This is a genomic window from Brucella pituitosa (genome assembly GCF_003049685.1).
Lineage (GTDB): Bacteria > Pseudomonadota > Alphaproteobacteria > Rhizobiales > Rhizobiaceae > Brucella > Brucella pituitosa.
Genome location: NZ_PYSY02000002.1, coordinates 1,333,036 through 1,354,532, shown reverse-complemented (window position 1 = coordinate 1,354,532; position 21,497 = coordinate 1,333,036). Strand labels below are relative to the sequence as shown.

The following is a 21,497-nucleotide window of genomic DNA, read 5'->3' as shown; positions in this document are numbered from 1 at the left end:
GGAAAAATGCGCAATTTACCTTCCGTCCAGATCGCCTGATCTAGTCTTCATTCCGAGTCGTACCAATCCGATCACGTTCATAGTGTCTTTTAAGTGGAAACGGCGGCAGCCAGGACTCACGCCGAATGGTCCAGAGCTCATAGGTCGGCGTCAACTGATCGATGTCATCGAGCGAGCCGAGGTTGATCTCAACTTCATCATCTGAACGGGAAAAAACAGACGAGCCACAGCGAGGGCAGAAAAACCGCCCTTCATAATCGCGCGTCTCGCCATGGATGGTAACGGCAGCTTCGGGAAAAATTGCCGAGGCGTGAAACAGTGCTCCATGTTGCTTGCGGCAATCGAGGCAGTGACAGATGCCAACGCGATAGGGGGGCCCGGATGCAGCGAACCGAACATCTCCACACAGACAACCACCGACAAAACGGTCCATTTCTTGCTCTCCTAGAATAACTGCCAAGTGAAATTCTACCTCGAACAACAGTACCAATCCAATTTGTCTTTGACCCGCTGAATTTGAACTTTCACCCCTTAGTCAAGGCCGAGCCTTTCTCATACTAAAAGATAATAAACGGATTAAACGATTCAGTTCATCATGCGCTCGTGGAAAAGTGCGCGGAAGTTGGAGGAGAACGTCCGCACACGTCAGCAAAAATGCTGTTGGGAGGAACCTTACTTATGTCAGTTCAATCGAGCGCCAAGGCTGGCGCGCCAAAAATGACGCGTGAAGAAAAGAAGGTAATTTTCGCTTCTTCACTCGGCACAGTATTTGAATGGTATGACTTTTATCTCTACGGAACACTGGCTGCCTTTATTGGCGCGGCGTTCTTTAATGAATATCCGGAAACAACCCGCAATATCTTCGTCTTGCTCGCATTCGCAGCAGGCTTTCTCGTCCGCCCGTTCGGCGCGCTTGTCTTCGGACGCATTGGCGATCTCGTCGGTCGTAAATACACCTTTCTCGTTACCATTGTTATCATGGGTGCATCGACGTTCCTCGTCGGTATTCTGCCTGGATCGGCAACCCTTGGTATCGTCGCGCCCACAATCCTGATCATTCTGCGTATGTTGCAGGGTCTGGCACTCGGCGGTGAATACGGTGGCGCTGCAACCTATGTTGCCGAACACGCACCGAATGGCCGTCGCGGCTTCTATACGTCATGGATTCAGACAACGGCAACGTTGGGGCTTTTCCTTTCGCTGATGGTCATCCTGAGCATTCAGAACGTGATGACCACTGAGTCCTTTGCTGCCTGGGGTTGGCGTATTCCTTTCCTGGTTTCGATCATTCTGCTGGGCATCTCAGTGTGGATTCGTTTGCAGATGAGCGAATCCCCTGCCTTCAAGAAGATGAAGGAAGAAGGAAAGATCTCCAAAGCACCGCTTTCCGAAGCATTCGGTCAGTGGAAGAATGCCAAAATTGCCCTTATCGCTCTGTTCGGTCTGACAATGGGGCAAGCTGTCGTCTGGTATACCGGCCAGTTCTACGCACTGTTTTTCCTTCAGAACGTACTTAAGGTCGAGAACCAGTCGGCAAACATCATGGTCGCGTCCGCGCTCATTATCGGCACCGGCTTCTTCGTGGTTTTTGGCTGGCTCTCGGACAAGATTGGCCGCAAGCCGATCATCATGGCGGGCTTGCTTCTTGCAGCAGTCACCTACTTCCCGCTGTTCAAAGCACTGACTCATGCAGCCAACCCGGCTCTTGCTCAAGCTGAACAGACGATCCGGGCCACCGTTTCTGCGGCACCTGGCGACTGTAACTTCCAGTTCAATGCAACCGGCACATCGAAGTTCACCAGCTCCTGTGATATCGCGACGAGCTTCCTGTCGCGCAGTGCTGTTCCTTACGACGTCGTAACCGGTCCTGCCGGACAGCCTGCAACCATCAAAATCGGCGATTCCACTGTGACGTCCTTTGATGCGATCCAGGCTGGAGCGGAAGCAACTGCCAAGCAGGCCGCTTTGACCCACGACATCAACCTTGCCCTGCAGAAAGCAGGCTGGCCGCTCGTTCGTAGCCCAGCAAAAATTGCAGATTCCAAGCTCGATGCCTTCATCGCAGCCAATCCGGAACTGGAACTGAATGCTGAAGCTGTCCGTGCCGGTGAAAAGGCAACCATGTCGAGCGCCGATCTCGTCAAAGCCAAGATCATCACGCAGGCAGAAGCCGATGCTGCAGCACAGCCTGAACAGGCTGTCTACACCATCCCGAATGCCGGCGCGTTCAAGATGATTGCCGATCCATCTCAGATTAACTGGGTTATGACGATCGCCATTCTTACCGTCCTCGTGATTTACGTCACGATGGTCTATGGCCCGATCGCCGCTATCCTCGTTGAAATGTTCCCGACCCGCATCCGTTATACCGGTATGTCGCTGCCATATCACATCGGCAACGGCTGGTTCGGTGGCCTTCTGCCTGCAACCGTCTTCGCAATGAGTGCGGCTAAGGGCGATATCTATTACGGCCTTTGGTATCCGATCATCCTTGCAACGATCACACTGGTTATTGGCATCATGTTCGTCAAGGAAACCAAGGACGTCGACCTCAACAAGATCGAGTAGTCGGTCAGACTTTTAGAGCGCCGATCTGATTGGATCAGATCGGCGCTCTAAATATTTGTTTTAACGCGCATCTTTGTCCGAAAACCGTTTCACACTTTTCGGGATGCGCTCTAAAGCTAAAGCGCCGCCCCATTTGGGCGGCGTTTTCTTTTGGGAAGACGATCAACGGTACTGCGCCTCGATCTCGATCAGCTTCTGCTTGCGCCAAAGACCTCCGCCGTAGCCCGTCAACGAACCATCCGCACCAATAACGCGATGGCAAGGAATGATGATGGCAATCTGATTAGCGCCATTGGCGCGCGCTACGGCGCGTACTGCGAGCGGCTTTTCTACGGCCCTTGCAATTTCGCTATAGCTTCGTGTCTCGCCTGCCCCGATATTCTGCAATTCGCGCCAGACGTCGCGCGTGAATGCGCTCCCATGCAGCACCAGCGGAATATCGAAATCGGCGGATCGTCCTGCAAAGAACGTATCAAGCTGCTGTTCCAACACATTATGCGACGGATATCGCCCTATCCCGATTGCACCATGGCAGGCCTTGTGCAGCTTTTTAAGCTCTTGCGGCAGCGCCTTACGATCAGCGAACTCCAGCAGATGCAAAGCTGACTGATCGCATACTGCAATCATTGTACCGAGCGGCGTCCTGATCCAGTCAGCGCGGAGCAGACCATCCTTTTGCAACTGTGCTGGCGGAAGCCCCAGAATGCGGGCAAAGGCATTGCGGAAAGCATCCGGCGATTCAAAACCCGCATCGACCTGCGCATCAATGACGCGCTCACCCTGCGCCAAAGCCTGAAACCCTTGTCGTAATCGTTCCTGCCGCGCCATTTCCAGAAACGTAATGCCGAAATGTCTTCTAAAACTGCGGCGCACCGTGGATGGATCCAACCCCATGCCGGCGACATCATCCTCGCTCCAGCGCCTTTGCGGTTGCGCTTCCAGCGCCTTCAGCAAACGTTCAACAGACACGTCTGCTTCCGCCGCAGGCTGCAACGGGTGACATCTTTTGCAAGGTCTGAAACCATCAGCAATACATTCGGGAATAGAAGCAAAAAACCGGCAGTTTTCTTTAAGCGGCTTTCTTGCCGGGCAGGTCAGCCGACAGAAAATGCCGGTCGAAAGGACGCCAACATAGGCTTTGCCCTCGTAAGCTGCGTCACGGGCAAGCAATGCGTCATATAGGACGCTCAGATTTGGAAGGGTGTTCAACATGCTTGCCATTCTTAATGTCTTTGTCGGAAATAGCAGCCGGAAATCGGGCGTTTATTTCCAACTATCCAGTCAACTGCACAGCGCTGCCATGTACTGACAACCGCTTTACCACAACAGAACAATTCATTTCATTTTCAATAAACAACGCGCTATTCATCAGGAAACGGTAGTTATTGATCATGTTCGAGAGACTATAGATACAGGTGGAAATTGCCTTCTGGAGTTGAAACCACTATCAGCGCGGCTGATGCTTTTTCTCATATGAGAATTATCAATGGTATGGGCATCAGTCTGTGCCTGTCACGATTACTCATCTTCGCATCCAAATTCGTCCAACACCCCAACAAGCATAAGATATCCTATATGCATATTGGGTGGGTCGTCGTTGTCTTTCTCTGGATCATCCAGTTCTGGTGGGAGTATTTATTCCAAAGCGGGACAAAGAGCTACAATGTATACACATATGTACTCGACCTTCTCTATGTCTTTGGTCTTTTCTTCGTATGCGTTACTCTGACACCGGATGAAATTAAAGAATATGGCAATTACGAAAGCTATTTTCTATCAAGAAAGATATGGCTTTTCTCGCTCTTTATCTTCCTCAACCTCGTCCAGTTCCTGAATGGCACGGGTCCGCAATTCTCAGTTGACAACAAAGAGTCCTATCTGGGCGAATTTATCCTGTTTGCAGTTGAAACTGCAGCCATACTCTTTGCCATGCGCCTCAAGCGCAAGGGATTTCAGTATTTCTTCATCGCGCTTCTGATCGCTGGTGTGTTTGCGGATTTTACGCTTCAGTTCGATTAGAGCGCGTTTCGATCTGATTGGGTCAGATCGGCGCTCTAAATATTTGTTTTAACGCGCATCTTTGTCCGAAAACCGTTTCACACTTTTCGGGATGCGCTCTAATACTTAAAACCAAAAAGCCGCCGTGAACACGTCACGGCGGCTTTTTAATAATCGTACAATCGGTGATTAAGCCGAGAGCGCCTTGAACTTTGCGAGGATCGCATCGCCCATTTCGACGGTACCAATCTTGGTCTTGCCTTCCGACCAGATGTCGGCAGTACGCAGACCATCATCGAGAACACCGGCGATTGCTGCTTCCAGACGATCAGCTTCATCGATCAGATTGAACGAATAGCGCAGGCACATGGCAAGCGAGGCAATCATTGCAATCGGATTGGCGATGCCCTGACCTGCAATGTCAGGTGCGGAACCATGTACCGGCTCATAGAGCGCCTTGCGCTTGCCGGTCTTGGCGTCAGCAGCGCCAAGCGAAGCCGATGGCAACATGCCGAGCGAACCGGTCAGCATTGCTGCAACGTCAGAAAGCATATCGCCGAACAGATTGTCGGTGACAATCACGTCGAACTGCTTTGGCCAGCGGACGAGCTGCATACCACCAGCATCGGCCAGCATGTGCTCAAGTTCAACATCGGAATGCTTCTCCTTGTGGCGAGCCGTAACGACCTGATTCCACAAGACGCCAGACTTCATCACATTGCGCTTTTCCATCGACGTGACTTTGTTGCGGCGCGTGCGCGCAAGCTCAAAAGCCACATCGGCAATGCGTTCGATTTCGTAGGTATCATAAACCTGCGTATCGATACCGCGCTTCTGGCCATTGCCCAGATCAATGATTTCCTTCGGCTCGCCGAAATAAACACCGCCGGTCAGTTCGCGCAGGATCAGAATGTCCAGACCTTCAATCACTTCCGGCTTCAGCGACGATGAATGGGCAAGCGCTGGATAGCAGATTGCCGGGCGCAGATTGGCATAGAGTGCCAGATCCTTGCGCAGACGCAGGAGGCCTGCTTCCGGGCGCACTTCATAAGGCACGCTGTCCCACTTCGGACCACCAACGGCACCGAAGAGCACAGCATCCGCAGCAAGCGCCTTTTCCATATCGGCATCAGAAATAGCCTGTCCATGCGCATCATATGCCGATCCGCCAACCAGACCTTCATCGGTTTCAAAACCGAGATTAAGACCCGAGTTGAGGAAAGCGATAATTTTGCGGACCTCAGCCATTGCTTCAGGACCGATGCCATCACCGGGCAGGAGAAGGAGTTTTCTGGATGCCATAATGCCAAGCCTCTGTTTTTTCTCGCACAATAACGGCAGGGAAATCAGATTCCGCAATCGTGCTTTCAAGTTCCGCGAGGGTTATAGAGCCCCCTCGCGTGGCAAGCAACAAGCAGCAGTGTGAAATTTATGAAAAAGAACAGAGGATATGTAGAAATTATATAACAGAAATTACAGGTCTCGATCAAAGACCACGCGCGATCTATTCAAGAGTGCGCGCTTCCGACGGCAGCATGATCGGAATGCCGCCGCGAACCGGATAGGCAAGCCTGGCTTTCTCGGAGATCAGTTCGCTGTTTTCTGCATCATATTTCAGCGACCCCTTGGTCAGAGGGCACACGAGCAATTCAAGCAGTTTGACATCGATGTTGCCGGTATTTTCATTCTCAGTCATTGGTTTTTTCCTAAAGCATGTCGCGCTTAAATGAATTCATCGAGCGTTCGCGAACATGCGGCAATTAAAAGAATCTAGAGCGAGCGTCATGGGTGCGATTAAGCGCGACACGCTCTCGTCGCTCACTGCAGACGCGAGCCGTAATCATCCTTAACCTTCGCAAGGACCATTTCCGTAATAGCGATTAGTGTCGCTGCACGTGTCTTCAAATCAGGTGCTTCCAGCAATGCCTGCTTTTCGGCAGGTCCGAAAGGCGACATCATCGACAAAGCATTGACCAATGTATCGTTGCCCGCACGCGAGATACTGTTCCAATCGGCTTCAAGATTATGCACTTCAAGATAATCCTTAAACGCATGGAGCAGCGCATCACGGTCGATCTCACCCAGATCGGGCGCAGTTTCCAGATCCGTCAAAAATGGTGCAATCCGGCACTGACGATAAGGCTTGCGGCAGTTGATTTCATCCAGCACCCGGAACCGGCATATGCCCTGAAGCGTGATGAGAACACGCCCATCGCCGGTTTCCGCATATGTGGTTATACGCCCAAGACAACCAACCTGGCTCAACTGCGGTCGCGCAGTCTCGTCAAATCTGTTGCTATCGTCTTCGTCTTCATCCTTGTCATCGGGACCTTCCACAATGCGCGGCTGGATCATCGCGATAATCCGCTTTCCGGCCAGCGCATCTTCCACCATTTCCAGATAGCGAGGCTCGAAAATATTCAGCGGCAGCTGTCCACCGGGCAAAAGCAGCGCGCCTCTCAATGGGAAGATCGACACCAGCTCCGGTATATCAGCGCCCGTCCGGTAACGGGCATTGCCCACTTGCATTACACTCTCCCTTAGAACGCATCCCCTTCAATCTTGTCGAGAGGCGCGTCAAAATTAAGCTGCGCAGCGTCCCATTCAGGAAAACAGGAGTGACGAAAGTTTGCGGCGTGCGCCCAGGGTTGCCGGGTCCGTATTGCCCCACGCCTCGAAGAACTGCAAAAGTTGTTTGCGCGCTCCATCGTCCTCCCAGCTACGATCCGCTTTCATGATCGCCAGCAATTCATCAGCCGCATCTTCACGACGTCCCTGCGCATTGCGCACCTGCGCAAGATCAAACCGTGCCTGATAATCCTTTGGATCGGCCTGCACGCGGCGTTCCAGTTCAATCGGATCACCGATGAGTTTCACCTGATCTGCAAGCGCAAGACGTGCTTCAAGTGCGCGGACAGGCGCTGCATCCTGCTTGTCTTCGGGCAGGCTCGCCAGAATCTCACGCGCCTTATCGGCATCGCCCGATTCAAGCAGGCATGTTGCAAGACCAACGGCGGCATCCACATTGTCAGGTGCAACTTGCAGGATCGACGAGAATATCTGCGAAGCCTGCACAAAATCGCCAGCCTCAACAAGTTCTGTGGCGGCATTCACCGCTTCGGTAATCGCTGCTTCCTGATCGCTTGGGCCGCCAATCTTAGCGATGAATTCCTTGACTTTGGATTCCGGCAAAGCACCCATAAAGCCATCTGCGGGTTGGCCATTGACGAAGGCAATGACCGCCGGAATTGACTGAATGCCGAGCTGGCCCGCGATTGACGGATGATCGTCAATATTCATCTTCACCAGCTTGACCGCGCCGCCCGCTTCACGCACGGCATTCTCGATAATTGGCGTCAACTGCTTGCAGGGGCCGCACCACGGTGCCCAAAAATCAACGAGCACAGGCTGATTGCGCGATTCCGCCAGAACATCCGCCTGAAAGCCCGCAGTCGTGGTGTCCTTGATAAGATCGCCACCACCAACGGCTGGTGTTGTGGTGCCAAACGACACGTTTCCTGTCATTTGTCCGCTTGCACTCGAATAAGGATTGTTCTGGCTCGTCATCTGATATTCCTTATGTCTTCCAGCTTGCATATAGGACAGCACCAGGCTGGTTTCGATATTTCAGTTCGTATTTGCAGCGGCCAATTTCAAGACGCTTTCGCAATCAAGACGTCAATGTGCAGTCTACACCGATGATGCTGCCTTAGCATCCTCTGAAACAGCCAATATGCGTGGCTCATGCCCCGTCGCAGTCAGAAACCGCATCAGATCATCGCGTTTGATTGATGTCGTCGCTTCATTGGTCAAAGGATGGCCATTGATGACGTCGTTTTCCATGAGACCAGCGTCGAGGATGACCTGAACATTATGGTCGGTATCATTCACCGCACCAAACACCGTCACGCCACCCGGCACGACACCGAGATATTCCATCAGCTTTTCAGGCTTGCCGAAGGAAACGCGGCTGCTGGCACCAATGATCTGATGGATCGACTTGAGATCGACAACAGCTTCCTCGTCTACCGTCACCAGAAAGAAATTGTCCTTCTTGTCTTTCAGAAACAGGTTCTTGGTGTGCCCACCGGCGATTTCCCCGCGCAGGTGCTGTGAATCGGCAACCGTGAATAATGGTGGATGCTCCACCGTTGTAACCTCGATATCGAGATTTTTCAGATAGTCGTGAAGTTCATGCGATGTCAAAGGCATGCTTAACCCTATTCCCCAAGGTTCCAGACTGTTTCACTCTGTTTATTCGTGATTTTATATACTCTTAATGCACCGAGCTAAACACGCAATATCGCAGACTTTCTCAAAGGCTGGTTGAGGGCGTCCAGTCCGTGCAGGTGAATCACTCAACACGGGAATCTGCTGCGCCCCAGAGTGGATGACAGCCAACAGGAAGCGCAAAAGTTGCGCTCCATTTACCCATCAACACCTGATCAACAGCTCTTTAAACAAAAATAAATACAATAATTTCATATAATTAGATTGGATTCAGGAGTTTCTTCGCAAGAAACAGCGTTTTCCGCTAATTTCCCTGTTGCAATCTCAAAGTCGTTAGTCCATATAGCGCCTGCCTGACGGAAATGACTGGCGCGAGCGGGTGTAGCTCAGGGGTAGAGCACAACCTTGCCAAGGTTGGGGTCGAGGGTTCGAATCCCTTCGCCCGCTCCAGTTTTCCGATCAGAACTCTCCAAAAAACATACAGATGGACATGAGCGAGCAGATAGATCTGCGTTCGAGATGCATTCATCTCTATTGATTCCGGCTCGATCAGCCGGTCCGACGTTGAGATATATTCTCAGGAAATCCGGCGATTGCGCGCGAGCACCCAGAGAAGATACACACCACCCAACAAACCTGTTGTCAGGCCGATTGGCATTTTCACATTGAGCGGGAAGTGCTGACTGACAAGATCCGCTCCCACAAGCAGAACTGCCCCCATTAAAGCACTGGCGAGCAGAGGCACGCCCGATGTGCGGGTTAGCCGTCGCACAAGCTGCGGCGCTGCAAGCGCGATAAAGGCAACGGGTCCGGCGGCAGCTGTCGCGACCGATGTCAGCCCGACCGCAGCCAGAACCATGACCAGACGCGTGGTTTCAACCGGGACGCCGAGCTGGCTTGCTGCATCATCACCCATTTCGAGCAGATTAATGCGCTGCGCGTGATAGATCGCAATCGGTACGACGATGACAAAGCCGAGAATAGCTGGAATCGCATGTGACCATGTTCTCGTATTGAGCGACCCAGCCAGCCAGAGCTGTGCGGAAGCCGCCTGATCCAGATCACCCACGACCAACAGGACCGTATTGACGCCCGAGAGGACGGCTCCGATTCCGATCCCCACCAGAATAAGCCTGTAGCCGCCGGTGGTGCGGCCTTTCATTGACAGCAGAAACACAATAAGCGCCGTTCCTATACCCGACAGCACTGCTGCGAAGGCTGTCTCAAACGGGCCTGCATTGAATAGAATAATCTGGACGATTGCGCCCGTCGCAGCTCCTGTCGTGAAACCGATAATATCCGGCGATCCGAGTGCATTGCGTGATATCGACTGAAAGATCGATCCGGCCATTCCCAACGAAGCACCCACAAAGAGTGCGGTCACGAGACGCGGAAGACGCACGCGCATGATGATGCGGTCGGTTGTCGGGCTGGCACCATCACCCAAAAGGCTTTTGATGATCTCACTTGGCGTGAAAGACATTGTGCCTGTGCCGATATGCAGAATGCCGAGTATCAAAGCGGTAAGCAGCAACAGGCTACAGATAATAAGCGCTCTCATTCGCCACTGAATGGAGAAGCCGCCAATGCGTGAAACGGATTTGTTCGTGTCGCTCATAGCTTGGACAACCGAAATCTGCGGACGACGAAAATGAAGAACGGGCCACCGATAAGCATTGAAACGATACCGGCAGCCACTTCCGAAGGAGCTGCAATCACCCGTCCGATAATATCCGCACCGAGCAGCAGAATGGCAGCAAACAATGCCGAATAGGGCAAAATCCAACGATAATTCGGCCCAACAATTGCACGTGCGAGATGCGGCGCGACAAGACCAACAAAGCCTATCGGCCCTGCGCCTGCAGTGGCAGCACCTGCCAAAAGCATCACAGTCAGGCAGGACAGCAACCATGTTGTATATACATTGACGCCGAGTGCAGCTCCCAGCTCCTTGCCCAGAGCGATGGCGTTCAGTTTACCAGCTATGGAAAAGGCAATGATCAGTCCAAGCACGACGGAAACGGCCAGGACTGTAATCACATCATAACCTCTGCCCTCGACCGAACCGGCAGACCAGTGGCGAAACTGGTCGAAAACGGCCAATGGCGCATTGATAATGATGATCCCTGTAACTGATGCGAGCACCACGGACACGCCAGCGCCCGCAAGAACAAGCCTTACCGGATTGGTTCCTGCTCCGTTGCTTCGTCCCAGAATGAAGACGGCAACGCCAGCAAGTCCGGCCCCGAGAAATGCAAACCAGACATATTGCGCCATCGATGTCAGGTTGAAGGCAACAAGTCCAAGAATGACGGCGACCGCCGCACCTGCATTGATGCCAAGCAGTCCCGGCTCTGCCAACGGATTACGTGTGACCGCCTGCATCACGGCACCCGCGACACCCAAAGCAAGGCCCGCGAGGATCGCAACGATTGTGCGCGGGATACGCAATTCGCGAATAATCAGATGCTGATCATTCTGGAGATCAGGCAACCATAAAGCCTGCAATGTACCGCCAAGAGGTATAGACCGGGAGCCAAGCGCAAGGCTGGCCAGAACCGCGATGCCAAGCACAAGCAGACCAGCACCAAGACCCCACATTCGCCGCTGGCGCAACGAGACGCGCAAAGCCCGGCTTCTATCAGAAAGTGATGTCAGATCAGACGTCATTTACGAAAATGCGCGGCAACAATATCAATCAGCTGAATCCCAGAATAATAGTCTATCCGAAAAGAAGTAGCACCCAACGAGTAAACCTGTTTATCCTTGACGGCAGGCAGATTGGCCAGAACCGGATCATTCAAAAAAGCCGTTACGTCAGCATCGACGCCGCGAAGCAGAAACACCGTGTTTCCGGTGATCGCCGCGGACAGGTTCTCATGTGAAATGAAATCAAAATCGGAACTGCGCGTCACCTGCCTGGCCAGCGCTTCAGGCAACCCATCGACCTTGAAACCAAGCGCTTCAAGCAATTGTCCCTGAGCACTTGTTTCTTTGCCAATCGAATAGCTGTTGCCAATATTATACCCGACAATGCTGACGGGCACCTCGGAACGCGCGATGGTGGCTGCAGCTTTGGCGGCATAATCGTTAAAGCGCGCCACTGCTGCAACGACCTCATCTTCAAGGCCGGTAGCTTTTCCAAATTCGGCTGCAATATCCTGCCAGCTCTGATTGGAATAATTGACGACTATCGTTGGAATGCCCTGCGCTTTCAGCTCAGGATAATGCTGAAGAACACTATCGGCGCCTGTCGCAGATGCCACGACGAGATCAGGCTCCAGCGCAATGATTGCTTCAATATCGAAATCGAGGTTGGAATAGAGCACCTCAACACCACGTTCATCCGCGACCTTGGCCCATTGCGAGAAGAAGCCCTTGTTGTCGGTCAGCATGCTTGGGGTGGTCGCTGTGCTTGCGATAACCGGCGCGTTGATTGCAAGCAGAATTCCCGTGAGGCTTGGAGCGGTCGAAACAATCCGCACAGGCTTTGACTTTAGCGTCAGCTCGCCAGAATAGTGCTTGATCGTGCGGGGCCATTGATCATCCTGTGCCAGCGCGGCTTTAAATGGCAGCGCAAAAGCCGCAAGCACAGTCAGGAATGAAAAGAGGATTTTCCAGGGTTTCATGACCGATCCTTACCGGAGATCGTTTTTCTGCGGTTCTGGCAAAGTGAAAACACTCTACTAAAATATGATTATTCTACTCCATATTGCAGAACGCATTCTGCAATGCAATACAGATCACATCCAACACACCAATGATTTCTACTGACTTGCCACCGGAACCAAAGCAATGATGCATCGCCTTCACGCTGATACCGTGACGCTGAAATATGATGAGAGAACAGTCGCGACTGATTTGTCCGTGTCTATTCCTGATGCATCGTTTACTGTCATTGTAGGACCGAATGCGTGTGGAAAATCGACACTACTCCGGGCTTTATCACGGCTGTTGAAACCAACGTCCGGGAAGATCATTCTGGACGGCGGCGACATTGCGAGCCTGCCCGCGAAGGAAACCGCGCGCCGGCTCGGCCTGCTGCCGCAAAGCTCGATTGCACCTGAAGGGATCACGGTTGCCGATCTCGTTGCGCGTGGCCGTTACCCGCATCAATCCTTCCTGCGGCAATGGTCCGAAGCGGATGAAGTGGCTGTGGCACGAGCCATGGAAGCGACCAAGATCACCGAACTCGCGGACCGGCCTGTGGATGAGCTCTCCGGTGGCCAGCGTCAGCGCGTCTGGATCGCTTTGGTGCTGGCGCAAGACACGCCGATATTGCTTCTCGATGAACCGACGACCTATCTCGATATCGCGCATCAGATCGAGTTGCTCGATCTTCTGGCACAACTTAACAAGCAGGGACGAACCGTCGTGGCGGTCTTGCATGAACTCAATCATGCCTGCCGCTATGCTTCCCATCTGATCGCAATGCGCGAAGGCGCTTTGATTGCGCAGGGCAAGCCTGCCGATATCGTTACAGAAAAACTGGTCGAAGATGTGTTTGGCCTTACCTCCATCATCATCCCAGACCCTGTTTCCGGTACGCCGCTCATTGTTCCTAAAAGCAGCGCTGCTTAGCTCTCAGGCATTTCCAGCTGCGTGTCGACAATCAGGCCGCCCGTAGATTGATTGACAATGCAGGCTTCATGAAAAAGTGCTCTGCGTTCTTCATCGGTACGAAGCTGGCCGAGATCGGCGACGGTCGTCATCACGCAAACAATTTCGCCCTGTGCATCTAATACAGGTGACGCCTGCCCGGTCACATTCGATAAAAGATGGCTGGTCATCTCTGACCAGCGGTCACTGCGCACCTTATCGAGAACAGCTTTAGTGGGTGGCGTGCCACGAAAACTGGCAGGCTGAACCTTGCGAACCGCATCAATGCTGCTCTTGGGCAGGAACGACTGAAAGACCAGACCGCAGGCCGTGTTATCGACCGGCAAAGTATCGCCGAGCGCCAGCGGGTTTACCGAAAAATAGGCGCTTCGATACCAGCGCACCAAAGTTGGGCCACGATCCGTCCAGATCGCCACGCCGCCGCTCATGGCATGACGCTGTGCCAAGGCTTTCATATGCTGTGCGGCGATTTCCACCGCATCGACCCGCTTCAACGCTCCAATGCCAATGCTGAGTGCCGTTGGTCCGAGATCGTAAAATCCGCTGACCGGGTCCTGCTTTGCAAGCCCTTCCTTCACAAGACTTTGCATATAGCGATGCGCCGTCGATCCGCCTGTGCCTGCCCGCTTTGCAACCTCTCCCAAGGCGAGCTCATTTTCGGCATTGGCCAGAATTTTGAGAAACCGTGCTGCAATCGATACCGACTGGATCGTACCGGAGCGTTTATCTCCCACGGTCTCAGCCTCATCAGCCGGAAATTCATCCTGTTCTTTCAAATGCTCCGCCTCCCATCAGAACGATTCCAGATCATCAAAACCGTTCGATCATTTTTGTTCCGCTTTGAGCGATGTTTAGCCTCAAGCTCACACAAAGTCATGCCCGGCCTGAAAGCTATTTCCATGATTGCGTTTCAAAACTCTGTGCTTCGCGAGGGGCGACAGGTCAATGCGTTGCTAATGTGCAACATCAACAATCAGCTTGCGCTCATACTGTATTGCGGTATGCATTCCTTATTGCGGAATTGGCATCATGGGGATAACAGAACATGACTTACACACTCATGTTTGGGGCGACCTATGAATATCCGTTCTACCCGTGGCTTTTTCTATAGTGTCAGCGCGTTGACGCTTGTGGCACTTGCTGGTTCGCCTGCCCTTGCGCAGGATGCCCAGACGTCAGGCGAATCCAAAACATTGGTGCTCGATACGCTGGTCATTACCGGCGAAAAAATCGCGCGTGATATCAAGAACACCGCCTCATCGGTCACCGTGATTACCGCCAAGGAAATCGCTAAAGAAAAAACTGGCGATTCTTCTGTCTCAGAAGCTGTTCGCGGCACACCCAATGTCGTTTACACCGATACCGTCGGCGCGCCCGTTATTCGCGGTCAGGACAGCCAGGGACCGAACAATGGTGCAACGGCCTTCTTTTCCGGCACTGTCCCCCGCGCGACGATCAATCTCGATGGCCACTATCTGAACTACAATGAGTTCATTTTTGGCTCAGCACCAATCTGGGATGTTGACAGCATCGAAGTCTTCCGTGGCCCACAAACCACATCGCAGGGCGCAAATGCTATTGCTGGTGCGATCGTCGTCAACACCAAAGACCCAACATTCGAGCAGGAAGGCGCTTATCAGGTCGAGATTGGCAATTACAATGCCAAGCGCACCTCGATCATGCTGAACAGTCCGCTTTATAAAGACGAAGTCGCTGGCCGTCTCGCGATTGATTATTCGGGTCGCGATACTTTCATCGACTATATCAATCCGGGCTTCTATTCTTCGGGCACCGATCACGACTTCCAGTCACTGAACATACGCTCGAAGCTTCTGTGGCAACCTGCCGAGATCCCCGGCCTTGAAGCAAAGCTCACCTACTCTTTCAACAAGAGCAATCGCCCGACCTATGAGGCCGCAACACCTCTCTATTATGAGCTGGACTATAACGGACAGAGCATGCCGACATGGGATCAGCGTACCAATACCGGCATACTGGACGTCAGCTATGATCTCGATAATGGATTTAAACTCTTCAACCAGACGCAGTTTTCCGACTCCAGTGTCGAACGCTCGACGGGTATTGTAAACGGTGGCGATGCCAATATCGACCAGACCAATGTTTCAAATGAAGCTCGCGTTACCTATGGCGATCAGGAAGACGTTATCAGCGGCGTAGCAGGCATCTATTACGCACACACCAAAACGGACGAAGCGCTTTATCTGCTGAATGCGAGCAATAAAACCACCAATAATTATCTCTCCACATTCGATGACAAGAAGACAAATCTCGGCCTGTTCGGTGAGTTAAGCTGGCGCATGAATGATCAATGGACCCTTACCGGTGGCATGCGCTACCAGCAGGATAACATTCAGCGTGATGGTGTTTCTGTCTATTCCTATGAGCCCGTCAACTTCGATGAAACCTTCTCGGCTTTCCTGCCTAAAGTGTCGCTGGCCTATGCTATCACACCCGATCTGACAGTCGGTGGTCTTGTTAGTCGCGGATACAATCCGGGCGGCGTGTCGCTTTATATGAACACAACGAACCCTGCATCCAGCAAGTGGAACAAGTTCGATGAAGAAACTCTGTGGAACTATGAGCTGTTCACGCGGGCTGAAGTGCTGGATAACAAGCTCGTTCTGAACGCCAACATATTCTACATGGACATGAAAAATGCGCAGTATAACATTCCCGTTGTCCTGCCGAATAATATCGTCCAGTCTTACACCATCAACGCCGAAAAAGCTCATGCCTACGGCCTTGAAATTGGTGCAGACTATCAAGTGCTCGACAATCTGACGCTCAAGTCGAGTGCGGGCATTTTGCGCACCAAGATCGATGAAATCTCCAGCAATGCTTCGTATGAAGACAATGAGTTCGCAAAATCTCCCGGCTATATGCTGAACTTCGGCGCGAGCTGGGATGTAACTGAAAAATTCAACGTCTCGGGCAATGTTCGCCATACGGACGGTTATTATTCAGATGTTGCAAACACGAAGGCATACTGGGTTGGTGCTTATACGATTGCCGATGCCCGCATGAGCTATGATTTCACTGAGAAATTCCAGCTTTATGGCTTTGTAAAAAACATCTTCAACGAGCGCGCGCCAACGTCTCTGCAAGCAACGCGTGGCATCAGCGGTGCAACGACGCAAGCCAGCATGACCTTGCCACGCACATTTGGTGTCGGCATCAAAGGCAGCTTCTGATCGGTTGCTTTCTACGCACGACCCGGAAACCATTTCTCATTTTTCGGAACGTGCTCAAAATCGAACAAAACAACCGCGGGCTTTCGGCTCGCGGTTTTTGGCTTAAAACCTGAACCGGAATTGATCATGGCTCCTTGCAAAACGCTCCATATTGGTATGTCTCTCGCCCCCACCTGGCTGAGCGGTGATGGCTGGCGACATACAAACAGCGACATCGAAGGCGCATTCGGATCAGACTTTTATCTCGATATCGCCAAACGTGCGGAAGCAGCCAAACTCGACTTTGTATTCCGCCCCGACAGTCTGTTTCTCAACAGCCAGATCATGGAGACTACGCCGGGCTTTGCCAGTCTCGACGCAACATTGCTGATGGCGACGCTTGCCCGTGAAACCTCAAAGATCGGGTTGCTCACAACCATCTCGACCACGTTCATGCCGCCATATGCTGTGGCACGGCAGGTTCTGTCACTGCATCATCTGAGCAATGGTCGTGCTGGCTGGAACATCGTCACAGCACTGGATGGCAATGTGAATTTCGGCCTTGATGAGATGCCGACATCTGACGAGCGCTATGCGAGAGCGGCAGAGTTTACAGAAGTCGTGCGCGCATTGTGGGAAAGCTTTCCCGGCTCAGCCCTCAAACGCGACCGGGCCAGCGGAACCTATGCAGACACAGCGCGCATTCAACCGATCGACCACAAAGGCGACTTCTTCAAGGTCAAAGGACCGCTCAACATTCCATCTCTTGAGAATGTGCCGATCCCGCTTGTGCAGGCTGGAGCCTCACCCGCCGGGCGCAGTTTCGCTGCCTCGGTTGCCGATGCAATCTTTTCCGCAACACCGGACATCGATGTGGCCATCAATCTACGCAAAAACTTGCGTTCCCTTGCACAATCCCATGACCGCAATGCGGATGACGTGCGCCTGCTTCCGGGCCTCAGCCTCTATCTCGCGCCAACACGGAAGGAAGCTGAAGAGCTGTTTTCCTATACCCACGCGCGTGGCGACCGCACCCGCAAGATTGCTTATATTCGGGATATGACTGGTCTTGATCTCACAGACTGGCCTGAAGATCGATTGATCCGCCCGTCCGATTTGCCGCCACCACCAGAAAAAGTGCACAGCAAAACCCATGCCGGATTGTTGCAGCGTCTTCTGCAAAAAGAGACGCTCCGCCTTGATGATCTGCTCCGCAGACCAGAAGTTATCAGCGCCGCCCATTGGCAGATCATCGGAACGGTCGATGATGCGGTTGCCGAAATCCGCCAATGGTCTGATGCTGGAGCGATTGACGGCTTTATCACAGCACCCGGCGGCTCGACATCGTCCATGCACATCGCGCTTGACGAGCTGATGCCACGACTGAGTGAAGCTGGGCTGCTTCGATCAGACTATACCGGCAATAGTTTCGCTCATCACTTAAGCGAATAGCCTGTCAGGCAAAGCTGAAGTCGAGACCGATATCGAGGTTGGGCGCGCTGTGTGTCGTCCATCCCACGGAAATGAGATCAACACCACTGGCGGCGACTGCCGCAACAGTTTCAGGCGTAATCCCACCCGAGGCCTCGGCAATCGCCCGACCGTCGATGATTTTCACCGCTTCGCGCAATTGCGCGGGCGACATATTATCAAGCAATACCGCATCGACACCAATTGCCATTGCTTCAAGCAATTGCTCCAATGTGTCGACCTCCACTTCAATCTTGACCATATGGCCTGCATTGGCTTTGGCACGCTGGATGGCTTCGCCAACGCTGCCTGCAACTGCGATATGATTGTCTTTGATGAGCACCGCATCATAAAGCGCAAACCGATGGTTCATGCCACCGCCTGCCCGCACGGCATATTTTTGCAGGGCTCGCAGACCCGGCATGGTCTTGCGCGTACACACGATTGCGGCCTTCGTGCCCTGAACAGCCTTGACCAGATCGGCCGTTGCGGTCGCAACACCGGACATATGGCCGAGAAAATTCAGCGCGGTACGTTCGGCCGCAAGAATGCTCCGCGACGAACCGGATACGCGAGCAATCGTCGTGCCCTCTGTCAGAAAATCGCCGTCCTTGACCATTCGTTCAAAGGCGACCGCAGGATCGACAAGCCGAAACGCCATTTCGGCAACGTCCAGTCCGGCAATCGCACCCGGCTGACGCAGGCTGAAAACCATGGTCGAACGATGGTCCGAAGGCACAACCGCATTGCTGGTAATGTCACCTGCAAGCCCGAGATCCTCTAAAAGCGTGGCGCGCACCAGCGGTTCGATGAGCAATGGGGAAAGGCGTGGCAAATCCATCATGCGATCCTCGATAAAGGTTCAGGCAAAGCAACTTCGCGAGCGAGTGCGAAAACCTGCTCGAATGTGTAAAAGCTGCGCTCGGTCGCAGCCGCTTTTCCCGGAAAATCTGTCCGCGCATGACTGCCGCGAGTCTCGCATCGCTCAAATGCTGCAACACTCGTAACGAGTGCTACCGCAGCCGCGTCATCCGTCTGTGCAAGCGGCAGAAGCGCTGTAATTGCCGATCGTAAGCCCTCGTCATCGCGCAACAGGCCCAAATGCCGGGATGCAATCGATCTCACATAAGGCAGACTGGATGATGATGACTTGGCTTTCGATGCAAGCGGCAGCGTGGCAGCATGCGGTGTAGATGCAATGGCGCGGCCTGCACGAAGCCCCATGACTGCTGCTTCAAGAAGCGAGTTGCTCGCCAGACGATTTGCACCATGAAGGCCCGTTGAGGCAGTTTCACCCACAGCCCATAGCCCCGGAAGGTTGGTACGGCCATCGCTATCGGTAGCCACGCCCCCCATATGATAATGTGTGGCAGGCCGCACCGGCATCAGATCGCAAGACGGATCAATGCCGTATTGCTTGCAGAGCGCATCAATGCCGGGAAACCGCTTTGCAAAGCCCTTGCCTAATGACGCACGTGCATCGAGAAACACTTTGTGACCTTGCACAAGTTGCTGCCCAATTGCCCGCGCGACGATATCGCGCGCCGCCAATTCCTGGCCCGGAATATCCCGCATGAAGCGCTCGCCACGATCATTGACAAGTATCGCCCCTTCACCACGCACAGCCTCGCTGATCAATGGCAATCGGGGAGCTGAAACGGCTAAGGCCGTCGGATGAAACTGCACAAATTCCATATCGGCAAGCAGCCCACCAGCGCGCCCAGCAAGTGCCGCTCCCTGCCCTAGATTGCCAAGCGGTGTAGTGGTTGCCTCATAGAGCCCACCTACGCCACCAGTCGCGAGCACCACAGCACGGCCTGCAATTGGTCCAATGCCTTCGAGTTCAACGCCTGCAACGCGTCCGTCTTGCTTGATAAGCCGCAGCGCGCGGGTATTTTCTTTGATTGTTATCGATTGCGTTGCCCGCACTTTGGCAGCCAGCACACGCATGATGCCCGCCCCCGTCGCATCACCATCTACATGGACAATGCGGTGACGGCTGTGAGCCGCTTCAAGACCCAGTGCATAAGACCCACCCGGCTTGCTGTCGAAGCGAACGCCATAATCTTCAAGCGTTGCAATCGCCTCCGCAGCAGCTTCAATTATATTTTTTGCAACAGCTGCGTCACAAAGACCGGCTCCTGCAGCCAATGTATCCGCCAGATGCAATGCTGGGCTGTCATCGTCACCAAGGCTTGCTGCGATGCCGCCTTGCGCCAGCGCGCTCGAGCCATCGAACGCAAAGGTGCCCGCTGTCACCAGCAGCACAGGTTGCGGCGCAAGGGTCAACGCTGTCATCAGTCCGGCGAGGCCGCTGCCGATAACAATCACAGGTGCTGTACTCATACCGCAAGCATCCGTTCAACCGCGCGGCGCGCAGGCTCGGCAATCGCCGCATCGACTGTTACCTCATGGCGGTTTTCTTCAAGCGCCTGCCGAATATTGGCAAGTGTGATCCGCTTCATGTGTGGGCAGAGATTGCAGGGCCGGATGAATTCGACATCCGGATGATCGACAGCCACATTGTCGCTCATCGAGCATTCCGTGAGAAGCACCACGCGTTGCGGCTTCTTCTCGCCGACAAAATCCGACATGACAGCCGTTGACCCGGCAAAATCTGCGGCTTCCACCACTTCCGGCGGGCACTCCGGATGCGCCAGTACCATCACGCCGGGATGGTTTTCACGCAGTTCGCGAATATCGTCTGGGGTAAAGCGCTCATGCACCTCGCAATGGCCGTGCCAGGCGAGGATTTCCACATGGGTTTCCCGCGCGATGTTCTGCGCAAGATATTCGTCAGGGATCATCAGCACACGCGGCACGCCGAGCGACTCGACCACCTTCTTCGCGTTACCGGATGTGCAGCAAATGTCGGATGCCGCCTTAACCGCAGCCGATGTGTTGACATAGGTGATGATCGGCACGCCCGGATGCGCCTCGCGCAGAAGCGCCACATCTTGCGGCGTAATCGAATCCGCAAGCGAACAACCCGCGCCCATATCGGGGATCAGAACAGTCTTTTTCGGGTTAAGCAGCTTGGCCGTCTCGGCCATGAAATGGACGCCCGCGAGCACAATCACATCGGCCTCAACATCAATCGCCTTGCGGGCAAGCGCAAGACTGTCGCCAACAATATCCGCTACGCAGTGAAAGATTTCCGGGGTCTGGTAATTATGCGCGAGAATAACTGCATTCCGCTTGCGCTTGAGTTCAAGGATTGCCGCGACATCGTCTTCGAACCCCATCCATTCAGCCTTGGGCAGCACCGAGGCTACGCGATCATAAAGCTTTGATACGGAAACGAATTCATTCATGGCGGCCTCCCGAGCAGCGCATAAAATCCCGCTACAGCGGAACATCCTATTATACTCATAATGAGTATTTCATAGATGTGCAGTTATACTCGATTCGAGTATATTG

The 21,497-nt window shown here is 53.4% G+C and carries 19 protein-coding genes and 1 tRNA gene; 6 read left to right on the top strand and 14 right to left on the bottom strand.

The window, feature by feature from the left end; all coding sequences use genetic code 11:
* Nucleotides 1-40: 40 nt before the first annotated feature.
* Nucleotides 41-433, bottom strand: coding sequence for a GFA family protein (locus C9380_RS18660; protein ID WP_105534894.1), 393 nt, complete (start codon nucleotides 431-433; stop codon nucleotides 41-43).
* Nucleotides 434-678: 245 nt separating this feature from the next.
* Between C9380_RS18660 and C9380_RS18655 the strand changes: the two genes are divergently transcribed.
* Nucleotides 679-2,568: an MFS transporter gene (locus C9380_RS18655; RefSeq protein WP_100557659.1), complete on the top strand. Its 1,890-nt coding sequence runs from the start codon at nucleotides 679-681 to the stop codon at nucleotides 2,566-2,568.
* A gap of 162 nt (nucleotides 2,569-2,730) precedes the next feature.
* Here C9380_RS18655 and C9380_RS18650 read toward each other — a convergent pair whose 3' ends face one another.
* On the bottom strand, nucleotides 2,731-3,780 hold the full coding sequence (locus C9380_RS18650) for a bifunctional transcriptional activator/DNA repair enzyme AdaA (protein ID WP_128094257.1): 1,050 nt from the start codon (nucleotides 3,778-3,780) through the stop codon (nucleotides 2,731-2,733).
* Between the two features lie 363 nt (nucleotides 3,781-4,143).
* Here C9380_RS18650 and C9380_RS18645 point away from each other — a divergent pair, with 363 nt between their 5' ends.
* Nucleotides 4,144-4,587 (top strand): hypothetical protein, encoded by a 444-nt coding sequence (locus tag C9380_RS18645; protein WP_128094256.1) that lies wholly within the window; start codon nucleotides 4,144-4,146, stop codon nucleotides 4,585-4,587.
* Nucleotides 4,588-4,755: 168 nt separating this feature from the next.
* On the opposite strand, the gene leuB is transcribed toward C9380_RS18645, so the two are convergent.
* The 5 genes from leuB to C9380_RS18620 form a co-directional block, all read right to left on the bottom strand.
* Nucleotides 4,756-5,868, bottom strand: a complete 1,113-nt coding sequence (gene leuB / locus C9380_RS18640; RefSeq protein ID WP_128094255.1) for a 3-isopropylmalate dehydrogenase — start codon at nucleotides 5,866-5,868, stop codon at nucleotides 4,756-4,758.
* Between the two features lie 202 nt (nucleotides 5,869-6,070).
* A complete protein-coding gene (locus C9380_RS18635; RefSeq protein ID WP_024897613.1) occupies nucleotides 6,071-6,262 on the bottom strand; it encodes a Trm112 family protein in 192 nt (63 codons plus the stop codon).
* Between the two features lie 122 nt (nucleotides 6,263-6,384).
* Nucleotides 6,385-7,095 (bottom strand): LON peptidase substrate-binding domain-containing protein, encoded by a 711-nt coding sequence (locus C9380_RS18630; protein WP_024897612.1) that lies wholly within the window; start codon nucleotides 7,093-7,095, stop codon nucleotides 6,385-6,387.
* Between the two features lie 75 nt (nucleotides 7,096-7,170).
* The gene (trxA, locus tag C9380_RS18625) at nucleotides 7,171-8,133 is read right to left on the bottom strand and encodes a thioredoxin (RefSeq protein ID WP_111786656.1); all 963 of its coding nucleotides are present in this window, start codon (nucleotides 8,131-8,133) and stop codon (nucleotides 7,171-7,173) included.
* A 123-nt stretch (nucleotides 8,134-8,256) separates the two neighbouring features.
* A complete protein-coding gene (locus C9380_RS18620) occupies nucleotides 8,257-8,778 on the bottom strand; it encodes a prolyl-tRNA synthetase associated domain-containing protein (RefSeq protein ID WP_024897610.1) in 522 nt (173 codons plus the stop codon).
* 393 nt (nucleotides 8,779-9,171) lie between these two features.
* Here C9380_RS18620 and C9380_RS18615 point away from each other — a divergent pair.
* Nucleotides 9,172-9,246 (top strand) — tRNA-Gly (locus C9380_RS18615).
* 127 nt (nucleotides 9,247-9,373) lie between these two features.
* Here the strand turns inward: C9380_RS18615 and C9380_RS18610 are convergent.
* The 3 genes from C9380_RS18610 to fepB all read right to left on the bottom strand — a co-directional run bounded on the left by C9380_RS18610 (nucleotide 9,374) and on the right by fepB (nucleotide 12,425).
* Nucleotides 9,374-10,414 carry a FecCD family ABC transporter permease gene (locus tag C9380_RS18610; RefSeq protein ID WP_128094254.1) on the bottom strand — a complete coding sequence of 347 codons (1,041 nt, stop codon included), beginning with the start codon at nucleotides 10,412-10,414 and terminating at the stop codon, nucleotides 9,374-9,376.
* Nucleotides 10,411-11,397, bottom strand: a complete 987-nt coding sequence (locus C9380_RS18605; RefSeq protein WP_210249764.1) for a FecCD family ABC transporter permease — start codon at nucleotides 11,395-11,397, stop codon at nucleotides 10,411-10,413. Before C9380_RS18605 ends, C9380_RS18610 begins: the two co-directional genes overlap by 4 nt.
* A 65-nt stretch (nucleotides 11,398-11,462) precedes the next feature.
* Nucleotides 11,463-12,425, bottom strand: a complete 963-nt coding sequence (gene fepB, locus C9380_RS18600) for a Fe2+-enterobactin ABC transporter substrate-binding protein (RefSeq protein WP_128094252.1) — start codon at nucleotides 12,423-12,425, stop codon at nucleotides 11,463-11,465.
* Between the two features lie 166 nt (nucleotides 12,426-12,591).
* Here fepB and C9380_RS18595 point away from each other — a divergent pair, with 166 nt between their 5' ends.
* Nucleotides 12,592-13,377, top strand: a complete 786-nt coding sequence (locus tag C9380_RS18595) for an ABC transporter ATP-binding protein (RefSeq protein WP_100557652.1) — start codon at nucleotides 12,592-12,594, stop codon at nucleotides 13,375-13,377.
* Here the strand turns inward: C9380_RS18595 and C9380_RS18590 are convergent.
* Entirely contained in the window at nucleotides 13,374-14,192 is an 819-nt protein-coding gene (locus C9380_RS18590; RefSeq protein WP_198513185.1) for an IclR family transcriptional regulator, read from the bottom strand. The two genes, C9380_RS18595 and C9380_RS18590, sit on opposite strands and share 4 nt — an antisense overlap.
* Nucleotides 14,193-14,492: 300 nt before the next feature.
* Here C9380_RS18590 and C9380_RS18585 point away from each other — a divergent pair, with 300 nt between their 5' ends.
* Both C9380_RS18585 and C9380_RS18580 read left to right on the top strand, forming a co-directional pair.
* Nucleotides 14,493-16,628, top strand: coding sequence for a TonB-dependent receptor (locus tag C9380_RS18585; RefSeq protein WP_128094251.1), 2,136 nt, complete (start codon nucleotides 14,493-14,495; stop codon nucleotides 16,626-16,628).
* Between the two features lie 126 nt (nucleotides 16,629-16,754).
* Nucleotides 16,755-18,059 carry an NtaA/DmoA family FMN-dependent monooxygenase gene (locus C9380_RS18580; RefSeq protein ID WP_128094250.1) on the top strand — a complete coding sequence of 435 codons (1,305 nt, stop codon included), beginning with the start codon at nucleotides 16,755-16,757 and terminating at the stop codon, nucleotides 18,057-18,059.
* A gap of 4 nt (nucleotides 18,060-18,063) precedes the next feature.
* On the opposite strand, the gene nadC is transcribed toward C9380_RS18580, so the two are convergent.
* The 3 genes from nadC to nadA are packed head-to-tail and all read right to left on the bottom strand — an operon-like array spanning nucleotide 18,064 to nucleotide 21,391.
* Nucleotides 18,064-18,918, bottom strand: a complete 855-nt coding sequence (gene nadC / locus C9380_RS18575) for a carboxylating nicotinate-nucleotide diphosphorylase (RefSeq protein WP_105534955.1) — start codon at nucleotides 18,916-18,918, stop codon at nucleotides 18,064-18,066.
* Nucleotides 18,918-20,423, bottom strand: a complete 1,506-nt coding sequence (locus C9380_RS18570) for an L-aspartate oxidase (RefSeq protein WP_128094249.1) — start codon at nucleotides 20,421-20,423, stop codon at nucleotides 18,918-18,920. Before C9380_RS18570 ends, nadC begins: the two co-directional genes overlap by 1 nt.
* On the bottom strand, nucleotides 20,420-21,391 hold the full coding sequence (gene nadA, locus C9380_RS18565; protein WP_128094248.1) for a quinolinate synthase NadA: 972 nt from the start codon (nucleotides 21,389-21,391) through the stop codon (nucleotides 20,420-20,422). The genes C9380_RS18570 and nadA overlap by 4 nt, the downstream gene beginning before the upstream one ends.
* Nucleotides 21,392-21,497: the final 106 nt, after the last annotated feature.

What these genes read in the sequence shown, in the direction of transcription:
- C9380_RS18660 (WP_105534894.1), bottom strand. Translation starts at nt 433, where the DNA reads ATGGACCGTTTTGTCGGTGGTTGTCTGTGTGGAGATGTTCGGTTCGCT.
- C9380_RS18655 (WP_100557659.1), top strand. Translation starts at nt 679, where the DNA reads ATGTCAGTTCAATCGAGCGCCAAGGCTGGCGCGCCAAAAATGACGCGT.
- C9380_RS18650 (WP_128094257.1), bottom strand. Translation starts at nt 3,780, where the DNA reads ATGTTGAACACCCTTCCAAATCTGAGCGTCCTATATGACGCATTGCTT.
- C9380_RS18645 (WP_128094256.1), top strand. Translation starts at nt 4,144, where the DNA reads ATGCATATTGGGTGGGTCGTCGTTGTCTTTCTCTGGATCATCCAGTTC.
- leuB (WP_128094255.1), bottom strand. Translation starts at nt 5,868, where the DNA reads ATGGCATCCAGAAAACTCCTTCTCCTGCCCGGTGATGGCATCGGTCCT.
- C9380_RS18635 (WP_024897613.1), bottom strand. Translation starts at nt 6,262, where the DNA reads ATGACTGAGAATGAAAATACCGGCAACATCGATGTCAAACTGCTTGAA.
- C9380_RS18630 (WP_024897612.1), bottom strand. Translation starts at nt 7,095, where the DNA reads ATGCAAGTGGGCAATGCCCGTTACCGGACGGGCGCTGATATACCGGAG.
- trxA (WP_111786656.1), bottom strand. Translation starts at nt 8,133, where the DNA reads ATGACGAGCCAGAACAATCCTTATTCGAGTGCAAGCGGACAAATGACA.
- C9380_RS18620 (WP_024897610.1), bottom strand. Translation starts at nt 8,778, where the DNA reads ATGCCTTTGACATCGCATGAACTTCACGACTATCTGAAAAATCTCGAT.
- C9380_RS18610 (WP_128094254.1), bottom strand. Translation starts at nt 10,414, where the DNA reads ATGAGCGACACGAACAAATCCGTTTCACGCATTGGCGGCTTCTCCATT.
- C9380_RS18605 (WP_210249764.1), bottom strand. Translation starts at nt 11,397, where the DNA reads ATGTGGGGTCTTGGTGCTGGTCTGCTTGTGCTTGGCATCGCGGTTCTG.
- fepB (WP_128094252.1), bottom strand. Translation starts at nt 12,425, where the DNA reads ATGAAACCCTGGAAAATCCTCTTTTCATTCCTGACTGTGCTTGCGGCT.
- C9380_RS18595 (WP_100557652.1), top strand. Translation starts at nt 12,592, where the DNA reads ATGATGCATCGCCTTCACGCTGATACCGTGACGCTGAAATATGATGAG.
- C9380_RS18585 (WP_128094251.1), top strand. Translation starts at nt 14,493, where the DNA reads ATGAATATCCGTTCTACCCGTGGCTTTTTCTATAGTGTCAGCGCGTTG.
- C9380_RS18580 (WP_128094250.1), top strand. Translation starts at nt 16,755, where the DNA reads ATGGCTCCTTGCAAAACGCTCCATATTGGTATGTCTCTCGCCCCCACC.
- nadC (WP_105534955.1), bottom strand. Translation starts at nt 18,918, where the DNA reads ATGGATTTGCCACGCCTTTCCCCATTGCTCATCGAACCGCTGGTGCGC.
- C9380_RS18570 (WP_128094249.1), bottom strand. Translation starts at nt 20,423, where the DNA reads ATGAGTACAGCACCTGTGATTGTTATCGGCAGCGGCCTCGCCGGACTG.
- nadA (WP_128094248.1), bottom strand. Translation starts at nt 21,391, where the DNA reads ATGAATGAATTCGTTTCCGTATCAAAGCTTTATGATCGCGTAGCCTCG.